The following is a 21,402-nucleotide window of genomic DNA, read 5'->3' on the forward strand; positions in this document are numbered from 1 at the left end:
GCGGGGCCCGCGGTTTGTTTCCTCCCCACGCTGGCGCCTGCGCTCGCTCCTCCGTCGCTCACTACGGCGCTGGCTCCCGCCCGCCCTGGTGCGCGGGCTCCTGCGTCGCCCGCTTGGTGAAACCGATCGGGGTGCTCCGGCGCTGAGTGTTCCCCACGCTGGTGCCTGCGCTCGCTCCTGCGTCGCTCACTACGGCGCTGGCTCCCACCCGCCCAGGAGCGCGTGTTCCTCCGTCGCCCGCTTGAGTGAAAGCGGCGTGGTCGCGGGGTTCGCCGTCGTGGGGTCTTCCCCACGCTGGCGCCTCGCTCGCTCCTATGTCGCTCACACGGCACTTGGCTCCCACCCACCCCGGGCCGTGTCGGCGAAGGACGACTGCATCTCCCACACGAGTGCCCCCTTCGCTCCTGAGGTGCTTGACGTCGAAGCCGCTGGCTTGGGTGCCGAGTGGACGTCACCAGTTCCAGCGGAAGCCGATGCAGGCGTTGTCGATGAATGGTGTCCACCTGTGGACCGTGTTGTCTGGATACAGTGCGGCAGGCTCTTGTTTGCTCGCCGGGCCATCGAGAGAATCCCACGCGCACCAAGCGATGGATCTCGGGAGTTGGTCGGGGTGGAACTCAACTCGCGACACCGGCCGAGTCTGGCGCTACCTCCGCCAACTAGCTCGACCCGGCCAGGATGCTAGTCCGTGGACTTCGGGTGTCCTGTGCCTGCCCATCTGATCCATACCGTCTTGTTGCCGGGATCAACCACGTACCAGATTCGCCCGCCCGCGGTCACTTCGTACTGCCACTGCTCGAGCCCGCCGACCGTGCCGAGGCTGCCCTTCAGCCGATGCTGCCGGGTAGTGGTCGGAAACGGCGTCGGGTCCTTCCGGATCGTCTCGTACGCCGTCCACAGGTTGGCGCCGGCCTGGCGGACCAGATCTTCCCAGCCCTTGGCGGCTTCGGTGGTTCCGAACTTCAGGAGCCAACAACCAGGTTCCGCCGGTGGCGCGACCCGATCGTTCTTCTTGCCGGGACTCACGACACTGCGTCGGGAGTTGGGACCGGTCCGGCGTCCTCGATGACGTCCGAACGTAGGACCTTCAGCAGTTCGGGGTCGGCGTACACCTGTGCAGTGTTTCTCCACTCGGCGATCAACTGGAGGACCGGAACCGGGGAGTCGATGTCGTGGCTGGCATCCCACACTGCGATGAGTTCTCGAACGAATTCGATCCGGTCGCCGGTGGGGAGGAACCGTAGCCACGGGAACACCTGAGGTAGCAGATCCAAGAGATGACTCGATCGCACGACGGGGTCACTCATGATCGCCCGCAGGAGGCGGGTCGCGACCTCCACCAACTGGTCATCCTGGGCCGAACGAGAGGCGGTTGTCAGGACGAGATCGTCCTCGGAGCCGCGACGGTGCACCCGCAGCGCCCGGCGGCTGCTGGACTTCAGCTTCTCGACAGTCTCGGTCGGACGCTGCAACAGATCGGTGAACGTCACTTCCTGCATCTCGGCCATACCTCAAAGGTAGATGCTAGGTAGGCTTCCCGCAAAGCCTCTTCGGCTTGCGCGACATTCCCACGCCGTCCACGTGTCGGCGATTGCCCCTGCGGCAAGTTGCCGGTGTGGGGAGTCCCTCACACCGGACATCGCCCGGACGCCCAGGCTGTCTGCAGTCACCCTCCAGTAAGCGCCAGCCCCAACCAGTTGTTCTCACCAAGCGGGCGACGGAGGAGCCCGCGCCCCGGGGTGGGTGGGAGCCAGCGCCGTGTGAGCGACGTAGGAGCGAGCGAGGCGCCGGCGTGGGGTAGTTCCCCACGCCGGACATCGCCCCAACGTCCCTGTCTGCAGTCGCCCGCTCGGTAGGCCGCCGGCGCGATCAGTTTGCTTTCACTGAGCGGGCGACGGAGGAGCCCGCGCCCCCGGGTGGGTGGGAGCTAGTGCCGTGTGAGCGACGGAGGAGCGAGCGAGGCGCCGGCGTGGGGGCTTTACCCCAGGATGTCGATGCCGTCGATGGTGAACGTGCCGGTCACGACGGTGATCTTCAGTGTGTGGGGATTCGTCGCTGCCAGTCCCCGGAGCCAGTACGACGTTTGGCGGGTGCCCGTCGAGCCGACTGTGATCCGTTGAGCCGGGGCGCCGTCGATCGAGACGTCTAGCGTGGCGCGGGCGGTTGCTCCGAAGACGTTGAGTCCCGAGCCCTGGAACGGCACGGAAGCCGATGCGCCCGGGCTGAGCACGTGGAATGTCCGGTTGTAGTTCGCAAAGCCGACCTGCTGGAACTGCGCCGGACCGCTGTACCCAACAACAGATGCAGTGTCGTCCAGCTTGTTCGAGCGCCAGGCATGCCCCTCGACCGGTACGACGGAAAGGTTGTCCCAGCTGTTCTCGTAGAAGCCCGACGTCAAAGCAATGCGCCCCGCCATGACCGTGTTAGGCGCCGTGTCGGTCCAAGTCGTCAGCGCGGTGCCATCAACCGCCGGAGTGAGCTGATTCTCCTTGGCCTCCAGCGAAATGCGGTGCCAGGAGTCCGGATCAAAACCGGCGATGGTGCCTGAAGCAACGACCGTCTCCAGTTTGCGCAGTTCCCAGCCGCCGGCCGGGGACAGTCGCAGCGAATAGGCCGCGAGATTAGCCCCTTGGGACACCACTTGCCGCACGCCAAGTCCGGCGAAGTTGGCCAGCGCAGGGTTGCGGACATTGCGATCGAAACGCACATCGATCGACGCGCGATAGTTCGCCCACGTGTGGTCACCCAGGATCGTCGCCGGGGTGGCCGTCGAGAGACGGTTTTGCGACCCGTCGCCCCAAGAGTTCCAGGTGTAGCCGCGATTGTCCGCGTGAATACGTTGCTGGAGAACATGACCGTCGCCAGACTCGATGACTTCGAAAGCACCGTTCTGATCAGCCGTGTAGCGCGGAGTTCCACCACGCCGCTGGAGATAAGTCATGTCAACGCCGTTGACGTTCTCGCTCGGATAACCGGCGTACTCGAAATCGTCGGAGTACGGAAGTGCAAGCGGTGAGTTCGCAGCGGCCGGTGCGTACTCGCCGGGGGAGTGGTCCGTCGCCGAGCGGTGTACCCCGCGGGCCAGCGACGACAGGGTGAGGATCGAGTACGGCTCGACCTTGATGCGGTACACGAAGTACTTGCTGCCGTTGGCGCCAGCCTCAACGCGGACCGGTGTGACGAACCCGAGGTTCTGGAAGTGGTTCACGTCGACCGGTTGCTTGGCGGCGTCGTCCGGTCCCTTGGTCTGCCAGAGGTGAAGCGGTGTCGACGCCTTGGTACCGAGATCGGTCAACTTGACCTCGAAGTACCGGGCCTTGTTGGTGTTGTTGGCGTGGACCTGGGTGAAGTCGGTGCCCGGGCCATCGCCCAGCTTGGCCGGCTCCCGCAGCGTCAGGTACGTCCGGGTGCTCGAGTCGACCGCGGTGCCGCCGTCGGCGAACGTCCCGTCTCCGAAGCTGGCGCCCTCGAGGTACTCCCACCCCTCGTCGATGAACTGCATGAAGTGCCGCACGAGGGTGATCCCCACGCCGCCCTCGTAGTACCCGGACCACGGGTCGGAGGCGCGGATCAGGTGCTTCGGCGAGTACGACGATCCTTCGTACAGCGCGCTCACCGCGGGCTGGAACAAGAACGACGTCATGTGAGCCGGGTTGTCACCGGAGCCCGACCACCGGTACGCGTTGATGAACCGGTCCGCGATGTCGACCGCACCGACCGTTCCGCCGATCCCGCCCCGCTCGGGCTGGGCGTTGATCCGGTACTCCGGGTCGATCATCGGCGCGACGCCTTCGGAGTAGATGACCTCTTTGCCGTACTCCTTGTTGAGCCGGGTGAGGTTCGGTCCGCCGCCGATCGTGTAATGGATGCCGATGGCATCGATCTGGGCGAGCGCGTCGGGACTCTTCAGGATGGCCGCGGCCACTGTCTCGCCGTTGCGGTAGGAGTCCATCGCGACGACCTTGATCTTGGAGTAGTCGTAGCGGGCGTCGCCGGCCCGCGCGTCCGCTTCGAGTCGTTGCGCGACGTCGACCACCCAGCCGAGTTCGGAGCCGAGCTGGTTCATGTTCAGCTCGTTCTGCGATGGGCTGAGGTAGTCGAACTTGACGCCGTAAGTGTCGTACGCCGCGTCGATCGTCTCCTTGTACCACCGGTACCGATCGGCGGGCCGGGTCCCCGTCCAGGACGGCTCACCCCAGCGCAGGGCCTCGACCTTGAGATGCGGGTTGATCTTCTTGGCATCCGCGATCAGCCGGAAGCCCGCACCCCGCAGTACGTTGGCTGGCTCGTCCGCGCTGCGCTTCGTCGCGGGCTCGGCGCCCGACGAGGTGTCGGTGTCCGAACCGAGCTCGACCTTGATGTGGTTGAGACCCGCGCCGGTCCGCTTGTTGAACAGCAGGTTGAGGATCCGCCAGTACGCCGCTGGGTTCTCCTCGCGGTAGTCGAGCAGCAGCCGCGACGTGTTGTTGCAAGAGACCGACCCGAAGCCGCCGAAAACGTTGTACGCCTCGCCGGCCGAGTCTCGCTCCACGTCGTCGCCGTCGACGACGATGTCGCTCCACGCGGTGGTGTCGTCCCCGAAGGTCAGCCCGGGAGCCTTGCCCGGCAGATCGGCGTCACCCACCGACGCGGCGACGTACGGCGCACTGGCCCAGATTGACGTGACTACCAACGCCACGGACGCCGCCCGTCGCCACCGGTTGCTGCCAAGCATGCTGCCTCCCACTGCCGAGTTGCCCAGGTCCTCTCACCGGTTCCGGACGAGAGGCGCAGAGACCAAGGTCGTCCGCCCCGAGCGACAGCAACAAGAGATCGAAAGCATTCGATCAGAGACGACCACAACCACTCACCCGCAGTACTGCGGCCAAAAACTCGTCGCCGACCCCGGACGGGTTGTTGTCGATATCGGCACCCGCTCTTCGTATGGAGGGTGCGAACGCGGATCGGCCGCGCCGGAGACACCGAGGAGAAGACCGATGGCCAGCTCTGTTCTCTACATGTCGATGTCACTCGACGGGTTCATCGCGGGCCCGAACGACAATCCGGACAACCCGGGCGGCGACGAGTTCATGCGGTTGCACGCCTGGTTCGTGACGCCTGAGGGGGAGTTCGGCCGTCCGGGCGGGGTGGCGGGGGAGGTGTACGACGAGATGGAGCAGTACGGCGCGATCGTCGCCGGTCGCAACACCGTCGAGCAGGTCGACCACTGGGGTGGGGAGCGGCACGGCGTACGGATCTTCGTTCCCAGTCACCGGCCGCCGGGTCCGTCGGTCGCGAAGTACCCGAAGGTCACCTACGTCAACGACGGAATCGCCAGCGCGATGGCTCAGGCGAAGGAAGCGGCCGGGGATCGACACGTGCTGGTCCACGGCGCGTACACCGCCCAGACTGCCCTAGAAGCCGGAGTCCTCGACGAACTCCAGATCCACCAGATCCCCGTGCTCTTCGGCAGCGGCCGCCGGCTCTTCGACGTACTGCCAAGGCGCATCGAGTTGGACGTCGTCCGCGTAGTAGACACCCCCGAGGCCACCCACCTGCGCTACCGAGTACGCCGGTGATCAGGTCAGCGTTTGCAGCATCCAGCGACCCTCGGCCGCGGCGTGGGCGTACAACGCCTTCAGCTCTTCGAAGTACGGCAGCAGGTAGCTGTCGAAAATGCCCTCTTCGTCCCAGACATCGGGGTAGAGCTCTGCCGCCGACATCGCGTCGGGATCGAACCGGGCGCGAAGGTCGTCCGCCTCGATCGAACCGAGTGCCGTCGCGACCGCAGCCACTCCGGTCGGGTCGAGCAATCTCGGCCGGCCGTAACCCCAGTCCTCACCGAATTCCTCGCCACCCATGATCGCCTGCGCAAGCGGAGCTTCGGTGCGCCAGGCGGCTCCCGTCAGCACCCAGTGCAGTCCGTGCCAAGCCTTGTCGAGGTCGGCGACAAGCGGCGCTTCCCCCTCCTCCTCGACGAGTTCTTCGAGCAACTCCGGATCCGCCTTGAGCCCGTCCGCCTCCGCAGCAGTCAGACTGCGCCCTTCCCAAATCATCGACATCCGCAAATCCTCACACCCAACGGTGTCAGGCAAGGCCGGGCGACAAGCAGCAGTACGACATGAGCGAGCGGAGTAAGTGGGTCACCGGCGCAGACAGCTGCCTGCGCTGGACAGGCCCCCAATTGCCGGTGCCGGACAAACCCCAGCATCCACGTCTCCGCCGTCGCTTTGTACACAGCTTCGGGTTCCCTGTGCACAACTTGGCCAGTTCCTGCCAACCTCGATTCCCCTTGTAAACAAGGCGGTCTGAGCACAGAAACTGTCGGAGGCGGCGTCTAGAGTTTGCTGCATGGAGACCACGCAGCTACTCCCACCGTCGAGGCTCGGTGACGGTGACCTGCTGTCCACCCTCGACGCCGTCGACGCTGCCCTCTCCACTCTGATCACGTACCGTCTGCGGTTGGTCGCCGACTTCGATCAGCGCGGCCTGGCAACCGAACACGGTGCCCACGACACCGTCGAGTTCGTGTCGCTGCGTCACCACCGCAACCGCCGCGAGATCCGCCGAGACCTCAAGACGGCCAAAGCCCTCCCGAACTACGCCGCCATCACCGCCGCCCTCCCCAACCCCGCCAGCCAAACCACCCACGCTGCCGGTACTACGGAGTTGAACCTGGCCCAGGCCGAAGCGATCGTCACCACCTTGGACAAAGCCCCGGCGTCCGTCCCGGACGAGCTCTTGCGGGTCGCCGAGGAGCAGATGATCGAAGCCGCCCAGCTGCTCACTCCCGACGACCTGCTGGACTTCGGCCGCGAAGTCTTGGCCAGGCTGGACACCGACGGCCCCGAACCCGCTGAACACGACGCCGCCGCCAAGGAAACTCTTACCCTGCGCCGGGCCGACGGCGGCGTGAAGTTCACCGGCTACCTCGCGGGCGAGAACGCGGAGCAGTTCCGCACCCAGATCAATCGGTTGTCGAAGCCCCACCGCACCGATGACGGTGAGAAGGACCGCCCGCATGACAAGCGCCAGGCCGACGCCTTGAGTTTGATTCTGGACCTCGCCGCCGCCAACACACCCCGCACCGACGCCGGCCCTGGCACGTCGGGTGGGCCGGGCGTTCCGCACATCACCATCACGATCGATTTCGACGACCTCCGCACTGCCACCGGCCCAGCCGTGGGGGAGTTGGTGTACGGCGACAACCTGTCCGCCTCCGCCGTACGGCGACTGGCGTGTGACGCTGCGATCTTGCCGATCGTGCTCGGCTCAGACTCCCAGCCGCTGGACGTCGGCACCGAACAGCGCTTCGTCACCCGGCCGATCCGGCGGGCTTTGGCCAAGCGCGACAAAGGCTGCGTGGTCTGCAAGGCCCCGCCGTGGCAATGCCACGCCCACCACCTGATCCACTGGATCGACGGCGGCCCGACCTCGATCACGAATCTCGTCCTGCTCTGCGCCGCCCACCACCGCGCCGTCCACGCTGGGCGGTGGACCATCACGATCACCCACGGCGTGGTCGAAGTAGGCCGCCCGACCTGGACCACCGCAGGCGCCATCAGTCCCGCCGACCTAGCGAACCTGACCGACCTGTCCAGGTACTTCAACCCGCCATCCCCAGCGCAGACCAACGTCAGCCTGCAGTCCGAACACTCCGACCGGCCATCAACCGCCACGAGCCTCACCGGACAATCCAGCCCGCGGCCCGACTCGCGCCCCAAGGTACAAGCCGGTACCGGAGACCTGTCCTGGCTCACCCCAGAAGCCACCGCACTCCTCGACCCCTGGGGCGACAGCGGCACTCCCTCCGCCGGCCCGTAGCCCCCCCGCGCCCGCCGACGGTGCCGCACCCGCCGGGGGAAAACACCCACCCCCCAAGCGCGCGTTCACCCCGCGCGCCCAGACCCATGCCCGCCCGCAACCTGGTGCTGATGATGACCACTGTCCGGCCCAGGCGGCCAATCCTGCGGAGAGAATCACCCCAATGGCGACCACTGTGAAGTGGCTCCTCAATCCACCCAGGCTGGCCGACCGTCCGGACAAGGAGTCGATGGAAAGCCCGCCACTTCGGTTCCACCGTCGTGGGGCCAATCCCCGCGCAGACCATCACCCCGCCCGCGCCGCCGGCGTGGGGCAGTTCCCCACGCAGCACATCGTCCGCCGTCCGCCGTCCGCCGTCCGCCGCCCGCCGCCCGCCGCCCGCCGTCCGCCGTCTGCGGTTGCCGTGCCGCCCAGGCTCCTGCGCGATCCGACTGCTTCTACCAAGCAGGCGACGGAGGAGCCCGCGCGCCGTGGGTCGGGCGGGAGCTAGTGGCGTGAGCGACGCAGAGCGAGCGAGCCGCCGGCGTGGGGCAGGTTCAGCCGGCTGTCGTCCGGGTCTTGAGGTCGATCGTCACCGGTGGGTGGCCGGCGGGGGAGAGTTGCAGCACCTGCCCGGCCGGGTGCAGGTTAGGGTCGGTGGCGTAGCGCCCCGCCAGCTCGTCGGCGGCCGCGGCGTCTCCGTTGTCAAAGGCAACAAGCAGGGTAGCGATCTGGTCGGTCAGGTCGAGGTCGCCATCCAGGTTGTCCGACATCGCGCCCCAGCTGTCCCAGAGCAGCAGTTCATCACCCTGCAGATGAGCCAACTGGAAGAAGACGTAGTTGCGGATGAACCAACCGCCACGGATCGGCAAAGCCGGGTCCACGCCGAAGGCATCGCCATCCAGCTCGCCGGACCGGTACCCGAGCCACACCTCGGCCGCCGACCTGAAGAAGCCTGGCTTCATGTCCTCCGGGTCGAACTTCCAGGGCGGACCAGGCTCGAGCTGCGCGTCCACCATCACCCAGCGCTCGCCGTTCCAGTACTCCGTGACGACGTGGTCGTGGTTGAACCCCTCGGCGAAGTAGTTCGAGAACCCGATCCGGCTGCGGGCCGGGATGCCCTTGTGGCGCAGGGCCGAGACGGTCAGCAGGGTGTAGTCGCGGCAGCACCCGACGATCCGGTCGACGGGTTCGCGGGGCGTGGCCAGCGGCGTACCGTTGCGTTTCTGGTCGGTGGTCAGCATCGCCTCCACCCAGCGGTGGTTGATCTCCTCGTAGCGATCACCGGTGAACTCGATGCCGCCGCCGCGGTAGTGGATGACCAGGTTGCGGATCACGGCGGTCAGGCCGGGTATGTCCGACGGCAGCGCGTCGAACAGGGCAGCGTGGATGCCTGGATCGCTGTAGGGGGTCTGGGCCGAGTAGTCCATCAAGGTTGTCCTTCGATCGGTTGGGCGATGTCGACGGCTGGCGCGGAGCCGGGGAGGTGCTGGAAGCCTGGGTGGTAGACCTCGCGGGGAGGGCCGGTTGTCGGCCGGCCGGAGCGCCGGACCCAGTCCTCGACCAGGTCGTAGGCGAGCATGATCCGCGGGTAGGCGCACTCGTCCTTGGTGATCGTGCAGTACGCCTCGCTATGCGCCGGCTCGACCCGGATCGCGATCGGCCCGGCCGGGTCCACCAGTCCGGTGAACGGCACGCACACCTCGACAGTGGCCTCGCTCTCCGGCGTCACCGCTCCGTGGTAGATCACCCAGGAGGTGCCGGGCAGGTCAGCGCCGGCCTGGCCGAGATGCGCGAGGATTTGCATCGTCGACGAGACGATGACGCCGATCAGCGACTGCTGGTCCGTGTCGGCCCGGATGGACGCCACCTTGGTCTCCAGTACTTCGCGAGTCAGTACCGGTCGCTCCGGCAACCCAGGACCGGCCTGCCGGAGCAACCGATCACGCAGGTACTCCAGCGTCGCCTTGCGCGCCTCGTTGGTCGCCTGCTCGGCCGCCCACCACCGGTCCAACCGGATGAGCCCCTCGGCGTCAGTGCCGGCCAGTACTTCGGCGATCGTGCTCAGCGGCATGTCGAGCTGGCGCATCACGCTGATCCGGCGGGCGCGTTCGAGCTGGCTGACGGCGTACCGGCGATAGCCGTTGACCGGGTCGACCCGGACCGGGGCGAGCAGCCCCGACACGTCGTACAGGCGGAGCGCTTTGTGCGACAGACCGGCCCGGCGGCCGAACTCGCTGATCGTCAGCTCGTCCTCGGTGTCTCGTGGCGCCGTCATGGACCTCAGTGAACACCCTGCCCCAGGGGCAAGGTGAAGTTCTGGAGGAGGGCTTGCGTTCATGACACTAGCGATATATCGTTAGTGTCATGAAGAATATCGAGGAGGATTCCATGAACACCCCCAACGAACTCAGAGGCCGCGGCCGACGCGGCCACCATCACCCCCGCCGCGGTGGACCGCGGATGGGCGAAGGCATGCCGATGCACCGCGGACGCGGTGGGCGAGGCCCCGGACGTGGCTCAGGCCGTGGCCGAGCCCCGCGCGGTGATGTCCGAACGGCCGTGCTGATGCTGCTTGCCGACGAGCCGATGCACGGTTACCAACTGATGCAGGCGATCGCCGACCGCAGCGGCGGGCGCTGGACCCCCAGCCCCGGTGCCATCTACCCGACCATCAACCAACTGGAAGACGAGGGCCTGGTCAGCGTGACCGCCGAGGCCGGCCGCAAGCTCGTCACCCTGACCGACGCCGGTCGCGAGTACGTCGAAGGGCGTCGCGAGACGTCGACCGACCCGTTCGCCGGTTTCGCGAGCGCCGAGCCCGCCACTGATCTGCGCGGACTGCTCGAGGAACTGCACGGCGCAACCCGGCAGGTCGGCCGCAGCGGCTCGGAAGAGCAGCGCGCAGCCGCCGCCAAGATCCTGGCGGACGCCCGCCGCTCGATCTACCTCCTGCTGGCCGACGGCCCGCAGACTCCCGAAGCCTGAGACCTGCGTCACACCAGGGAACGTTTCGGCAGAACGGCTCCTCTTCCCCGATGTCCACCCACATCTGAGGAGGGGTCGGGATGGGAACTCGAAAACTCGCTGCGGGCGCACACATCCTGCTCGCGGCTGTACATCTCTACTGGGCAACGGGCGCGACTTGGCCCGCCGCTGACGAACGATCACTCTCGCTAGCCGTTCTAGGCCGCGAAGTGTCCTTCGCTCCAGCGGTCGTACTGCCCTTGGCAGCACTGCATCTGCTGCTCGCCTTCGCAGTACTCCGATCCGGAAGGTCCTCGCTAGCGAGACTCGTCGTGGCCGGCCTGGTCGCCGGCTTGACCGCCCGAGCGGCGCTGGGCCTGGTGTGGGCCTTCGGCGACACCAGTACTGCGTTCTACTGGCTCAACCTCTTGCTCTACACACCCGCATGCCTGGCACTCCTGACGATCGACGTCGGTTTGATTCGGGCGCGGAGAACCGGTCTGGAAGAGTTCGCGGCGTGATCGAAGATCCGGAGCATCTCGTACGGGCGGCGCAGGGTGGTGACACCCTCGCGATGAGCCAGTTGCTCGACCAGCTCGCGCCGTACGTCGGCCGGATCTGCGCGCCGATCGCCTTGAGCAACGGCCCGGACGCCGCCCAGGAAGCGCTGGTCGCGGTCTTCAGATCGCTGCGGACGCTCAAGGACCCAGCCGCACTGTTCGGCTGGGTCCGGGCGATCGCGATCCGGGAGGCGATCCGGGTGGCCCGGCAGGACCAGCGGCAGGTCGTCGCGGATCTGGCCGACCTGCCGGCTCGTGATGACCCACAGCTGGCAGTCGACATCCGGGACACCTTGGCGAGGTTGTCTCCCGAGCATCGGGCGCTGCTCGTCCTGCGCGACCTGGAAGGCCTGGACGAGCGGGACGCGGCAGCGCTGCTCGAAGTACCGGCAGGAACAGCGAAATCCCGGCTCCATCGGGCCCGGGAGAGTTTCCGGAAGGCGTGGGCATCATGACCGACAACTGGCCGGACCCCGAGTGGCCGGACTTCAGCCTCGACACCGTACGCCGGTTGCGCGCCCTCGCGGCGGCGATCCCAGGTGCCGCGGTGACCGAACGCGTCTTCGACACGACCCCGGCCCACGCCTGGGACGTGATGTGGGGTGATGGCAGCGCGCTGATCGAGATCCAGCCTGACATGCAGGAGATCGAGATGCTCGAACAGGCGGAAGACCGGGTGCGCATGCTGGTCCGCAGCCGCTACGGCATGAAAGCCCGCCTGGAAGGCACAGTCCGCCCCGGCTGGTGCTGGCTCCAGAGCCGCTTCCTCCTGATCGGCATGGCAGCCGCGCCAGAACCAGACGGCCGCACCCGGGTAGCCCTCACCGGAGGAGTACGCGTCCCCGGCCGAGCCGCAATCGTCCCCATCGGAGTACGCCGCGAAAGCACCAAATCACTCGACCGCCTGGCCGCAAGGCTCTGAGCAAACAGAGGAGAAACAAGTCGCCCGCTTGAGTAGGCGACATGGACAGCTTCGATCGTCGGAACTTCTTGCGCACTACAGGTGTGGTCACCGTCGGCGCGGCCCTCAACCTCGGGGACCGCCCGGCTGCTGCGACCGCAGGTCCCAGCTCCAACAACAGCCCTTCAGCGGATGCGGATGAGTTGTTCGTGGCGGGGTGGTTTGCTGAGGCTGACCGCGCGTTCGCAGCCGTACTTCGGCCGAGCCCTCGGGATGCACATGCGTTGGGGCAGCGTGGGCGGATTGCGTTGTTCTCCAACAGGTTCGTGGCTGCTGAGCGCTTCCTGAGCCGGGCGATCCAGCTCGCGCCCGGCGAAGTGAGCACGAAGCGGGACCTGGCGGACTGCTTTGTCCGGCAGGATCAGGTTGCCCGTGCCGAGCCGTTGCTGCGGAGTACTGGCGACCAGTTCGACGCCGCGTTGGCGACGCAGTACGGGAGCATGACCGGGGCTTCTTATCAGCTCAGCGGTGCGCGGCAGTCTCGCGTTCCGTTCGTCTGTCTCGACCCGCTGCCGACCGTACCGGCCACCGCGAATGGCGCCAAGGGCAACTTCCTGATCGACACCGGCGCGACCCTCGCGCTGACAATGGAGACTGCCGAGCGGGCTGGTCTTCGAGCAGTGGCGACCAGCATCAGTCACCCGGCCGGCCAGACGCTGACGACGTACCACGGCGTGATGGAGTCGTTCCGGGTCGGCGACATCGTGATGCGGAACGTGCCCGTCGTCTGGTACGACCTGCGGGTGCCGCTGCTGCCCGACGGCACCAAGCCTGCCGGTGTCATCGGCACCACCCTGCTCTATCACTTCCTCGCCACGATGGACTATCGCAACCAGGCACTGATCCTTCGCCGCAAGACCGAACGGCTGCCGCATCGACCCGCCGAACGCCTGCCGCTCTGGCTGGTCTCCGACCACATCCCCGCCACCCTCGGCAGCCTGAACGACTACGGCCCGCGGGTCGTCTCCCTCGACACCGGCGGCATCGGACTCGGCATCCTGGCAACGGAGCAGAGTGCGCAACGAGCCGGCATCGAGATCGACTACGAGCACCCGGCCTTTCCTGGCTTCTATCCGATCAAACCCGCTCGGGTCAGTCCCGGTCGCGTCGTCGGCCGCAACCTTCCCGGCCTCGCCGGTCCCTGGCCGTGGCGACAGCTGTTCGGCTTCGAGAGCATCGGCAACTTCAGCCACGAGTTCTTCAAGCCATACGCCATCACCTTCGACTACAGCGCGATGACCTTCTCCATCACAAAGCAGGACTAGTACTACGCGTCAGCGTTGTCGGGAGGGCGGCCAGTAAGGCGTTGGACTGGTAGCGGTAGCCGGCGTCGTTTGGGTGGAACAGGTCGGGGGCGAGCTTGCCGCGCCACGGCGGGCGGACGTGGCGGGAGACCTCGGCGACCGGCAGGCCGCGTTCTCTGGCCGTGGAGTGGATCGTCCGGTTGATGCTCGCGACGTATGGGCTGCAGAGACCGCCGACTGCCCAGAAGCGATCCGGCAGCAGCAGGTCCATCATCACCGAGGAGGACGGCAGACGACGGATCAAGTCGCGCAGGTTGCTGTGCACCTTCTTCGGTGCGGTGCCCAGGATGTCGTTGCTGCCGATGCCGCAGGTCACCAGTGCTGGTTCAGCGTCCAGCTTGTCGAGGAGAGGTAGTTGGTCGTGCAGGACGTGAGCGGCCTGAGCACCGGCGCGGGAGAGGTTGAGCACGCGCCACGGCCGTTCGGAGCGGCCGTTCAAGAGCTCCAAAGCCTGGCCGACATACCCGTGAAGCGGTGAACTCGCACCGAGGCCTTGAGCTGTCGAGTCGCCGAGCACCACCCAGAGCGGGCCGTCGCCAACGCGAGCGGTCTCGTTCTGCCGAGTCCAGAATTCGGCATAAGTCCGGGCCTGGACGTCAACAAATGCGACGCCGTCACACCACCGCCGAAAGGCCCGCCGGGACGTCGTCCGCTCGGCATCACCCCACCGCACCACCAGCTGATGCAGGACACCGATCGGCGTCGTGTGGTCGTGCTCGCTGCGTTCGTAGTGCCGTTCGGCCGCTCCCAGTAAAGCCATCCAGGCCCCTCCAGACATCACCCCAGTGCCGGAGCACCAGAGGTGACCCGGACGTGAACAGTTGGTGACGAGCGAAGGTACAGGCACAAGGTGAACAGACCTGGTGACGAGACTCACCAGCCCCGCTCGCCGCCGAGCACCATCCCGAACTAGGCGATCCGTTCGAGGAGCCAGGTCAGGGCGAGCGGATAGCGGTAGTCGATGCCGCCGTGGCCGCCGTCGAAGAGTTCGAAGTGGATGCGATCATCCGGTACGCCGGCGGTGGCGAGCGCGCGCCGGAACGCGGTAGCACCGAGGTCGAGGTAGTACTCGTCCTTGTCGCCCGCGTCGATCCAGATCGCGCGGAGCGATCGCAGGGCCTCGCTGTAGACGGGTTGGCCCGCCATCACCACCGGATCCCAGGCCAGCCAGCGATCCCAGATCGCGGGCACCATCGCGCCGGTGTCGTCGAAGGGAATCCGCACGGTGCCGTCCTCGTCAGCGGAGTACGCCGACGCGTAGGCGTAGACCTCGATCAGTTCGAGATCAGCCGGCCTGATGACGGACCTGGCTGCAGAGCGGGCCCGGAAGTCGGCGAGAAAGCGCACGTACGAGCCGTCGTACAGGTCGCGCAGCAGGCGGGACCGGCGGATCAGCTCGGCGCGGTAGCCGACGTCGAACAGGGCGTCGCCCGCGTGGCTGGCGAGCGCGCCGAACAAGTCCGGTCGCAGCATCGAGGTGACCATCGCGCAGTAGCCGCCGGTGCTCTTGCCGGCCAGTGCTCGGTGATCGCGGTCCGCAAGAGTGCGGTAGCGCGCATCGACCCAGGGCACGATCTCGTCGCACAGATAGGAGTGGTAGCGGCCAGTGCCGGGCGAGTCCAGGAACTGGCTCCCGCCGTACGCCGTCCAGCCGTCGGCGAAGACCACGATCGCGGGCGGTACGTCGTCGCCGGTGAACAAGGCGTCGACGAGTTCGGGAAACGGCTGCCGGAAGGGCGTCCGGTTGAACCACATGCCGGCATGCCCGCTGTATCCCGGCGTGACATAGATGACCGGGTACCGTCGGCCGCGGTCCTCGTCGTAGCCGGGTGGCAAGTACACGAGCAGCGGCCGCTGGTGGGGATCGCCGAGCGGATTGCCGCGCAGCAACACGCTGTCGATCACGGCCTGGTCGAATCGTCCGCGCAGCTCTGCGGACCAGGGCATCGTCACGAGATGGGACTGTAGGTGGATCCGGTGCCCGCGCGGGGCCGCTCGGCCGAACTCCTACGTTTCGTCGGTTGTTGCCGGACGCAAGTGCCTGGCCGCCACCCGCAAGCCGACGAATCGTCAGCCGGTCGCCTCGGCCGAGCTGAGCACGATGGTGGTGACGACCTCCTGGACGCCGTCCACGGACATGATTGCGTCGAGCAACTGCTGCAGCTCCAGCGTCGACGCCGCGCGGACCTTCAGCAAGGCGCACCACTGGCCGGTCACCCGATGGCATTCCTCCACCATGGCGTTCGGCGTGGACACCTCGAACAGCCGGCCGATGATCGTGGTCAGCCGCGCGTGATCAGCCTGGACCGAGACGAAGGCGCACAAGCCGAGCCCCAGAGCGGCCCAGTCCACGATCGCCCGATACCCCTTGATGACACCCTGCTGCTCCAGCCGCTTGACCCGTTCATGAACGGCAGGCCGGGAGACGTGCACCGTCCGCGCGATCTCCTCGTGACTGATCCGCCCGCGCGCGGCGACCAGCCGGAGGATCTTCCGGTCCACCTGATCCAGTTCCGTCGGCATCCGATCACCCATCAGAGCGCGCGCAGCAGCACCAGGCAGCGTGGGGCGAGCGGGACGACGGCGTTGGCTTCGACCTCGGTCGCTCCGCTCCCGCTGGTGTCGAGGACGACCTCGTACGCCGGTGCCCACGACGCGTCCGGTACGACGACGTCGCGGGTCTCGGCCGTTGCGTTGAGGGCGAGCAGGAACGAGTTGTCGACCGGAACGTTGCCCTCGGCATCAGTTCCGCGGAGCGCGTCACCGGCCAGGAACATGCCGATGGTGCGCAGGTTGCCGTCGTGCCAGTCGGCCTCGGTCATCTCGCCGCCGTGCGGTGCGATCCAGGACAGGTCCTTGCGACCACCGGGAACCACGGGCTGACCCGAGAAGTAGTGCCACTGCCGCAAAGCTGGGTGCGCGGCACGCAGGGCCAAGAGCTTCTTCGTCAGAGCCAGCTGATCCGGCCAGGCAGCAGGCAGCGACCAGTCGAACCACGATGTCTCGTTGTCCTGGCAGTACGCGTTGTTGTTGCCGTGCTGCGTCCGCCCGCACTCGTCGCCGGCGGTGATCATCGGTACGCCGGTCGACAGCACCAGCGTCGCCATCAGGTTCGCCATCTGGCGTTTGCGCAAGGCGATCACCGCGGGATCGTCGGTCTCGCCCTCGACCCCGCAGTTCCAGGACCGGTTGTCGTCGGTGCCGTCGCGATTGTCCTCGCGGTTCAGCTCGTTGTGCTTGTGGTTGTAGGAGACCAGGTCGCGCAGGGTGAAACCGTCGTGCGCCGTGACGAAGTTGATCGACGCGTACGGGTACCGGCCGTCGTCGCCGTACAGGTCGCTCGAGCCGGACAGCCGGTAGGCGAGGTCCTGTACGCCGTACGACGAGGTGCGCCAGATGTCGCGCACCGAGTCGCGGTACTTGCCGTTCCACTCCGACCACGGGATGCCGAAGTTGCCGACCTGATAGCCGAAATTGCCGACGTCCCACGGTTCGGAGATCAGCTTGACCCGGCCGAGCACCGGGTCGGCCGCGACCTCGGCGAGGAAGGGATGGTTGACCGTGTCGACCTCGTGCCGCTCGTTGCGGATCAGCGTCACGGCCAGGTCGAACCGGAACCCGTCGACGCCCATCTCCTCGACCCAGTACCGCAGCGAGTCCATCACCAGCCGGCGGACCTGCGGGTGCGACGTGTCGACCGAGTTGCCGGTACCGGTGACGTCGTACATGGCGCCACCCTGCGTCAACCGGTAGTACGCCCGGTTGTCGAGCCCGCGGAAGCTCAGGCTCGGCCCGTCGAAACCGCCCTCGGCCGTGTGGTTGTAGACGACGTCGAGGATCACCTCGATGCCCGCGGCGTGGAACGCGGCCACCATCGCCTTGAACTCCGCCACCTGCTCGCCCAACGACCCTGCCGACGAGTACGGCGCGTGCGGCGCGAAGTAGTTGAGCGAGTTGTAGCCCCAGTAGTTGGGCAGCCCGCGCGCGGCGATCGCCGGCTCGGTCAGGAAGTGGTGGATCGGCAGCAACTCGACCGAGGTGATCCCCAGGTCGGTCAGATAGTTGATCACGGACGGGTGCGCCAGACCGGCGTACGTGCCGCGCTGGTGCTCCGGTACGTCGGGGTGCAGCTTGGTGAAGCCCTTGACGTGGAGCTCGTAGATCACCGTCTCGGTCCAGGGGACCGGCCGGCTGATCGGGGGCGGCGGCTCGGAGTCGGCGACGACCACACCGACCGGCACGTGCCCGGCCGAGTCGCCTTGGGAGGAGTCGTAGATCAGTGGGCTGCCGAAGTCGAGCGACCCGTCGACCGCGCGAGCGTAGGGGTCGAGCAGCAGCTTCGCCGGGTTGAACCGCAGTCCGTGGGTCGGGTCGAACGGCCCGTGCACCCGGTACCCGTACCGCTGGCCGTGCCCGACTCCGCCCACGAACCCGGTCCAGTACTCGCCGGTGTGGGTGAGATCCAGGTTGCGCTGGCTCCCGTCATCGCCGAGCAGCGTCAGCTCGACCCGCTCGGCGGCGGGTGCCCAGACGGTGAACGTCGTGCCATCGGGCTGGACCACCGCGCCCAACCGGTAGTCCGGATCGGGAGTGGGGCCGAGCGCGTTCGGGGCGGCGGTGGCTTCGGTCACCGGCACATTGTGCCCATGACAGGTCAAACACGCCGCAGGGGAGTCGCAACATGAGCGTAACGATGACGATTATGTTCATGAGATGCGCCTTGCGAACACCGACGCGCACTGATACAAACGTAGGAACGTTACTAAATTACGTGATGTGGACCGGCTCGGTAACAGGTTTCCCGAGGAGACAGTATGCGAATTTCGTCCGTCGTAGCCGGGGTCGCGCTCGCCGCGCTGGCCCTGACCGCCTGCGGAGGCAACTCCGGCAGCGAGGGAGCCGCCAAGGTCCCCGACGACCCGGCCAAGGTGAAGGGCGACCTCACCTACGCGATCTGGGACGTCAACCAGCAGCCCGCGATGCAGGAGATCGTCAAGGCGTTCAACCAGAAGTACCCGGACGTGAAGGTGTCGATCTCGCTGGCCACCTTCGACCAGTACTTCACCAAGCTGAAGACGCAGGGCTCGTCGGACAACCTGCCCGACGTGTTCTGGATGAACGGCCCGAACTTCCAGCTGTTCGCCTCGAACAAGCAGCTCGCCACCCTCGACGGGCTGGTCGAGGCCAAGCAGGTCGATCCGGCCAACTACCCGAAGGCGCTGAACGAGCTCTACACGCTCGACGGCAAGCAGTACGGCGTACCGAAGGATTTCGACACGATCGCGCTTTGGTACAACAAGAAGTTGTTCGCCGACGCCAAGGTCGCTCCGCCCACTGCCGAGTGGACCTGGAACGACTACAAGGCCGCCGCGGTGAAGCTGAAGGCCGCGCTCGGGCCGAAGGGCATCTGGGCCACCGGTGACACGCTCGGCAACCAGTCCGACTTCTACCCGGCGATGCTGAGCAACGGCGGGTACGTGATCAAGGACGGCAAGTCCGGATACTCCGACCCGAAGTCGATCGAGGCGCTGCAGTTCTGGTCCGACCTGGTCAAGGGCGGCTTCACCCCGAACGCGGCGCAGAACGCCGAGACGAAGAGCCAGGACCGGTTCTTCGACGGCAAGGCCGCGATGATGTGGAACGGCAACTGGGTCGTCTCGGCCGCGCTCAAGTCGCCGCACAAGAACGACTTCACCGTGGTACCGCTGCCGAAGGCACCGAGCGGCGGCCGCAAGACCGTCATCCACGGCATCGCCAACGTGATGAGCGCGAAGTCGAAGAACCCCGAGGCGGCAGCCGCCTTCCTGGCCTTCCTCGGTGGCAAGGACGCGGCTCTGATCCAGGCCAAGGCCGGCGCCGCGAACCCGGCGTACACGGGAACGCAGACCGACTTCGTCAACAGCGCCCCGCAGTACAACCTGAAGACCTACATCGAGGCCGCCGAGCAGTACGCCGAGCCGTACCCGGTCTCGAAGGACACCGGTGTCTGGAACAAGCTCGAGACCGACGAGCTGGTACCGGCGTTCGGTGGTGACAAGCCGATGTCCGAGGTCGCCCCGCAGATCGCGACCAAGATGGACGAGGCACTGGGCAAAGAGAAGAAGTGAGCAAGGCGCGTTCGGCCGACGGTAAGTGGCCGTGGCTCTTCGTCCTGCCGACCTTCCTGGGTGTGCTGGTCTTCTACCTGTGGCCCTTGGTGAAGACGCTGTACGACAGCTTCACCGAGACCGGCCCGTTCGGTGGCGCGACCTGGGTCGGTGCGGCGAACTACAGCACGCTGGTCGGTGACGCCGAGGTCTACCGGGCGATCGTCAACACCGTCGTCTACACGGCGATCGTCCTGCTCGGCATCCCGCTCGCGGTGCTGTTCGCGAGCCTGCTGAACCGGCCGGGACTGAAGGGCGCGATGGTCTACCGGACCCTCTTCTTCCTCCCGTACGTCGCGATGCCGACGGCCATCTCACTGGTCTGGCGGATCATCTACAACGGCGAGTACGGCGTCCTGAACCAGGCGCTCGGCGTGTTCGGGGTCGACGGGCCGTCCTGGATCACCGAGCCGTGGTTCGCGTTGATCGCGGTCGCGCTGCTCGGGCTGTGGATGTCGATCGGCTTCAACATGATCGTGTTGTCGGCCGGGCTGAAGGGCATCCCGCCCGAGCTGTACGAGGCGGCGTCGCTGGACGGCGCCGGCTCGGCCCAGCAGTTCCGGTCCATCACCGTGCCGCTGCTGACGCCGTCGATCTTCTTCCTGTCAGTGATCACCACGATCGCCGGGTTCCAGCTGTTCGACCAGCTGTTCGCACTGCTCGGGCCGACCAACCCGGTGATGCCGAAGACGCAGTCGCTGGTGTTCCTGTTCTACGACGCCGCGTTCGTCGGCAACGATCGCGGGTACGCCGCCGCGGTCGCAGTACTGATCCTCTTGGTGGTCGGTCTGCTGACCCTGTTCCAGTTCCGTTTCCAGCGCAGGTGGGTGACCTATGACTAAGCGCGCCGACCAGCAGCGGCTGGGCAGCAACCGGCTGGCCCACGTGGTCCTGGTCCTCGGCAGCCTGGTGATGATGTTTCCGTTCCTGTGGCAGGTGAAGCTGGCGTTCTCCAGCAACGCGGAGATCCAGGCGGTGCCACCGGACCTGCTGCCGAAGGGCCTGGAGTGGAGCAACTTCACCGAGGTGTTCGACCGGCTGCCGTTCCTGGACCAGTTCTGGGTGTCGGTCGCGGTCACGGTCGGCCGGACGGTCGGGCAGCTGGTGCTGTGCTCGATGGCCGGCTACGCGTTCGCCCGGATGTCGTTCCGGTTCAAGGGCCTGATGCTCGGACTGATCCTGTCCATCCTGATGGTGCCCAGCCAGGTGTACCTGATCCCGCAGTACCAGATCGTGCAGCAGCTCGGCTGGCTGAACACGATCCAGGGCATCATCGCGCCGGGCGTCTTCAGCGCGTTCGGCACCTTCTTGATGATGCAGTTCTTCAAGTCGATCCCGGCCGAGCTGGAGGAGGCCGCGCGGCTGGACGGCTGCAACCCGTGGCAGACCTTCTGGAAGGTCGTCCTGCCGGTGGCCAAGCCCGGGCTCATCTCGCTGGCGATCATCACCGTGCTGGCGTCGTGGGCCGATCTGCTCTGGCCGCTCGTGGTCACCTCGTCCCCGAATGAGATGCCCCTTGCGGTCGGGCTCGCCACCCTGAGTGGATATCAGGGCAGCATCTCGCCGGGCGTGATGATGGCAGCGGCGCTGATGGCCATGCTGCCGATCCTGATCCTCTTCGTCGTTCTGCAGCGTCGCGTCGTCGAAGGCATAGCCTTCTCCGGACTCAAGTAAAGGACAGT

Annotated in this window: 21 protein-coding genes; 11 read left to right on the top strand and 10 right to left on the bottom strand. The window is 66.8% G+C overall.

The window, feature by feature from the left end; genetic code table 11:
• Positions 1-681: 681 nt before the first annotated feature.
• The 3 genes from AB0F51_RS33890 to AB0F51_RS33900 all read right to left on the bottom strand — a co-directional run bounded on the left by AB0F51_RS33890 (position 682) and on the right by AB0F51_RS33900 (position 4,714).
• A complete protein-coding gene (locus AB0F51_RS33890; protein WP_360286586.1) occupies positions 682-1,026 on the bottom strand; it encodes a hypothetical protein in 345 nt (114 codons plus the stop codon).
• On the bottom strand, positions 1,023-1,508 hold the full coding sequence (locus AB0F51_RS33895) for a hypothetical protein (protein ID WP_360286589.1): 486 nt from the start codon (positions 1,506-1,508) through the stop codon (positions 1,023-1,025). The genes AB0F51_RS33890 and AB0F51_RS33895 overlap by 4 nt, the downstream gene beginning before the upstream one ends.
• 470 nt (positions 1,509-1,978) lie before the next feature.
• On the bottom strand, positions 1,979-4,714 hold the full coding sequence (locus tag AB0F51_RS33900; protein WP_360286592.1) for a hypothetical protein: 2,736 nt from the start codon (positions 4,712-4,714) through the stop codon (positions 1,979-1,981).
• A 262-nt stretch (positions 4,715-4,976) separates the two neighbouring features.
• On the opposite strand from AB0F51_RS33900, the gene AB0F51_RS33905 reads away from it, so the two are divergent.
• Positions 4,977-5,558, top strand: coding sequence for a dihydrofolate reductase family protein (locus tag AB0F51_RS33905; protein WP_360286595.1), 582 nt, complete (start codon positions 4,977-4,979; stop codon positions 5,556-5,558).
• Here AB0F51_RS33905 and AB0F51_RS33910 read toward each other — a convergent pair whose 3' ends face one another.
• Entirely contained in the window at positions 5,559-6,041 is a 483-nt protein-coding gene (locus AB0F51_RS33910) for a YfbM family protein (RefSeq protein WP_360286598.1), read from the bottom strand.
• Between the two features lie 289 nt (positions 6,042-6,330).
• On the opposite strand from AB0F51_RS33910, the gene AB0F51_RS33915 reads away from it, so the two are divergent.
• Positions 6,331-7,803, top strand: a complete 1,473-nt coding sequence (locus AB0F51_RS33915; protein WP_360286601.1) for a DUF222 domain-containing protein — start codon at positions 6,331-6,333, stop codon at positions 7,801-7,803.
• A 163-nt stretch (positions 7,804-7,966) separates the two neighbouring features.
• Positions 7,967-8,293, top strand: a complete 327-nt coding sequence (locus AB0F51_RS33920; protein ID WP_360286604.1) for a hypothetical protein — start codon at positions 7,967-7,969, stop codon at positions 8,291-8,293.
• A gap of 46 nt (positions 8,294-8,339) precedes the next feature.
• On the opposite strand, the gene AB0F51_RS33925 is transcribed toward AB0F51_RS33920, so the two are convergent.
• Complete coding sequence (locus AB0F51_RS33925) at positions 8,340-9,212, bottom strand: transglutaminase domain-containing protein (protein ID WP_360286607.1); 873 nt, start codon at positions 9,210-9,212, stop codon at positions 8,340-8,342.
• Entirely contained in the window at positions 9,212-10,060 is an 849-nt protein-coding gene (locus tag AB0F51_RS33930; RefSeq protein WP_360286610.1) for a MerR family transcriptional regulator, read from the bottom strand. The genes AB0F51_RS33925 and AB0F51_RS33930 overlap by 1 nt, the downstream gene beginning before the upstream one ends.
• A gap of 89 nt (positions 10,061-10,149) precedes the next feature.
• Between AB0F51_RS33930 and AB0F51_RS33935 the strand changes: the two genes are divergently transcribed.
• From AB0F51_RS33935 to AB0F51_RS33955, 5 genes are all read left to right on the top strand, one after another.
• On the top strand, positions 10,150-10,770 hold the full coding sequence (locus tag AB0F51_RS33935) for a PadR family transcriptional regulator (protein WP_360286613.1): 621 nt from the start codon (positions 10,150-10,152) through the stop codon (positions 10,768-10,770).
• An 80-nt stretch (positions 10,771-10,850) separates the two neighbouring features.
• Complete coding sequence (locus AB0F51_RS33940) at positions 10,851-11,270, top strand: DUF3995 domain-containing protein (protein WP_360286616.1); 420 nt, start codon at positions 10,851-10,853, stop codon at positions 11,268-11,270.
• Positions 11,267-11,764 carry an RNA polymerase sigma factor gene (locus AB0F51_RS33945; RefSeq protein WP_360286619.1) on the top strand — a complete coding sequence of 166 codons (498 nt, stop codon included), beginning with the start codon at positions 11,267-11,269 and terminating at the stop codon, positions 11,762-11,764. Before AB0F51_RS33940 ends, AB0F51_RS33945 begins: the two co-directional genes overlap by 4 nt.
• Positions 11,761-12,231, top strand: a complete 471-nt coding sequence (locus AB0F51_RS33950; RefSeq protein WP_360286622.1) for a hypothetical protein — start codon at positions 11,761-11,763, stop codon at positions 12,229-12,231. The genes AB0F51_RS33945 and AB0F51_RS33950 overlap by 4 nt, the downstream gene beginning before the upstream one ends.
• Before the next feature lie 41 nt (positions 12,232-12,272).
• The gene (locus AB0F51_RS33955; protein ID WP_360286625.1) at positions 12,273-13,535 is read left to right on the top strand and encodes an aspartyl protease family protein; all 1,263 of its coding nucleotides are present in this window, start codon (positions 12,273-12,275) and stop codon (positions 13,533-13,535) included.
• Here AB0F51_RS33955 and AB0F51_RS33960 read toward each other — a convergent pair.
• The 4 genes from AB0F51_RS33960 to glgX all read right to left on the bottom strand — a co-directional run bounded on the left by AB0F51_RS33960 (position 13,519) and on the right by glgX (position 18,145).
• On the bottom strand, positions 13,519-14,334 hold the full coding sequence (locus AB0F51_RS33960; protein ID WP_360286628.1) for an SGNH/GDSL hydrolase family protein: 816 nt from the start codon (positions 14,332-14,334) through the stop codon (positions 13,519-13,521). The genes AB0F51_RS33955 and AB0F51_RS33960 overlap by 17 nt on opposite strands.
• Before the next feature lie 149 nt (positions 14,335-14,483).
• Positions 14,484-15,521 carry an alpha/beta hydrolase-fold protein gene (locus tag AB0F51_RS33965; RefSeq protein ID WP_360287021.1) on the bottom strand — a complete coding sequence of 346 codons (1,038 nt, stop codon included), beginning with the start codon at positions 15,519-15,521 and terminating at the stop codon, positions 14,484-14,486.
• A gap of 123 nt (positions 15,522-15,644) precedes the next feature.
• Positions 15,645-16,097, bottom strand: coding sequence for an Lrp/AsnC family transcriptional regulator (locus tag AB0F51_RS33970; RefSeq protein WP_360286631.1), 453 nt, complete (start codon positions 16,095-16,097; stop codon positions 15,645-15,647).
• 11 nt (positions 16,098-16,108) lie between these two features.
• Entirely contained in the window at positions 16,109-18,145 is a 2,037-nt protein-coding gene (glgX, locus tag AB0F51_RS33975; RefSeq protein ID WP_360287023.1) for a glycogen debranching protein GlgX, read from the bottom strand.
• Positions 18,146-18,388: 243 nt separating this feature from the next.
• Between glgX and AB0F51_RS33980 the strand changes: the two genes are divergently transcribed.
• From AB0F51_RS33980 to AB0F51_RS33990, 3 genes are read left to right on the top strand one after another with little or no spacing between them, the layout of a single operon-like run.
• A complete protein-coding gene (locus AB0F51_RS33980) occupies positions 18,389-19,681 on the top strand; it encodes a sugar ABC transporter substrate-binding protein (protein WP_360286634.1) in 1,293 nt (430 codons plus the stop codon).
• Complete coding sequence (locus tag AB0F51_RS33985) at positions 19,678-20,562, top strand: sugar ABC transporter permease (protein ID WP_360286637.1); 885 nt, start codon at positions 19,678-19,680, stop codon at positions 20,560-20,562. Before AB0F51_RS33980 ends, AB0F51_RS33985 begins: the two co-directional genes overlap by 4 nt.
• On the top strand, positions 20,555-21,394 hold the full coding sequence (locus tag AB0F51_RS33990; RefSeq protein ID WP_360286640.1) for a carbohydrate ABC transporter permease: 840 nt from the start codon (positions 20,555-20,557) through the stop codon (positions 21,392-21,394). Before AB0F51_RS33985 ends, AB0F51_RS33990 begins: the two co-directional genes overlap by 8 nt.
• The last annotated feature ends 8 nt before the right edge of the window (positions 21,395-21,402 follow it).

Origin of the sequence: Kribbella sp. NPDC023855 (assembly GCF_040639475.1) — a bacterium.
In the GTDB taxonomy this organism is placed as follows: Bacteria; Actinomycetota; Actinomycetes; order Propionibacteriales; family Kribbellaceae; genus Kribbella.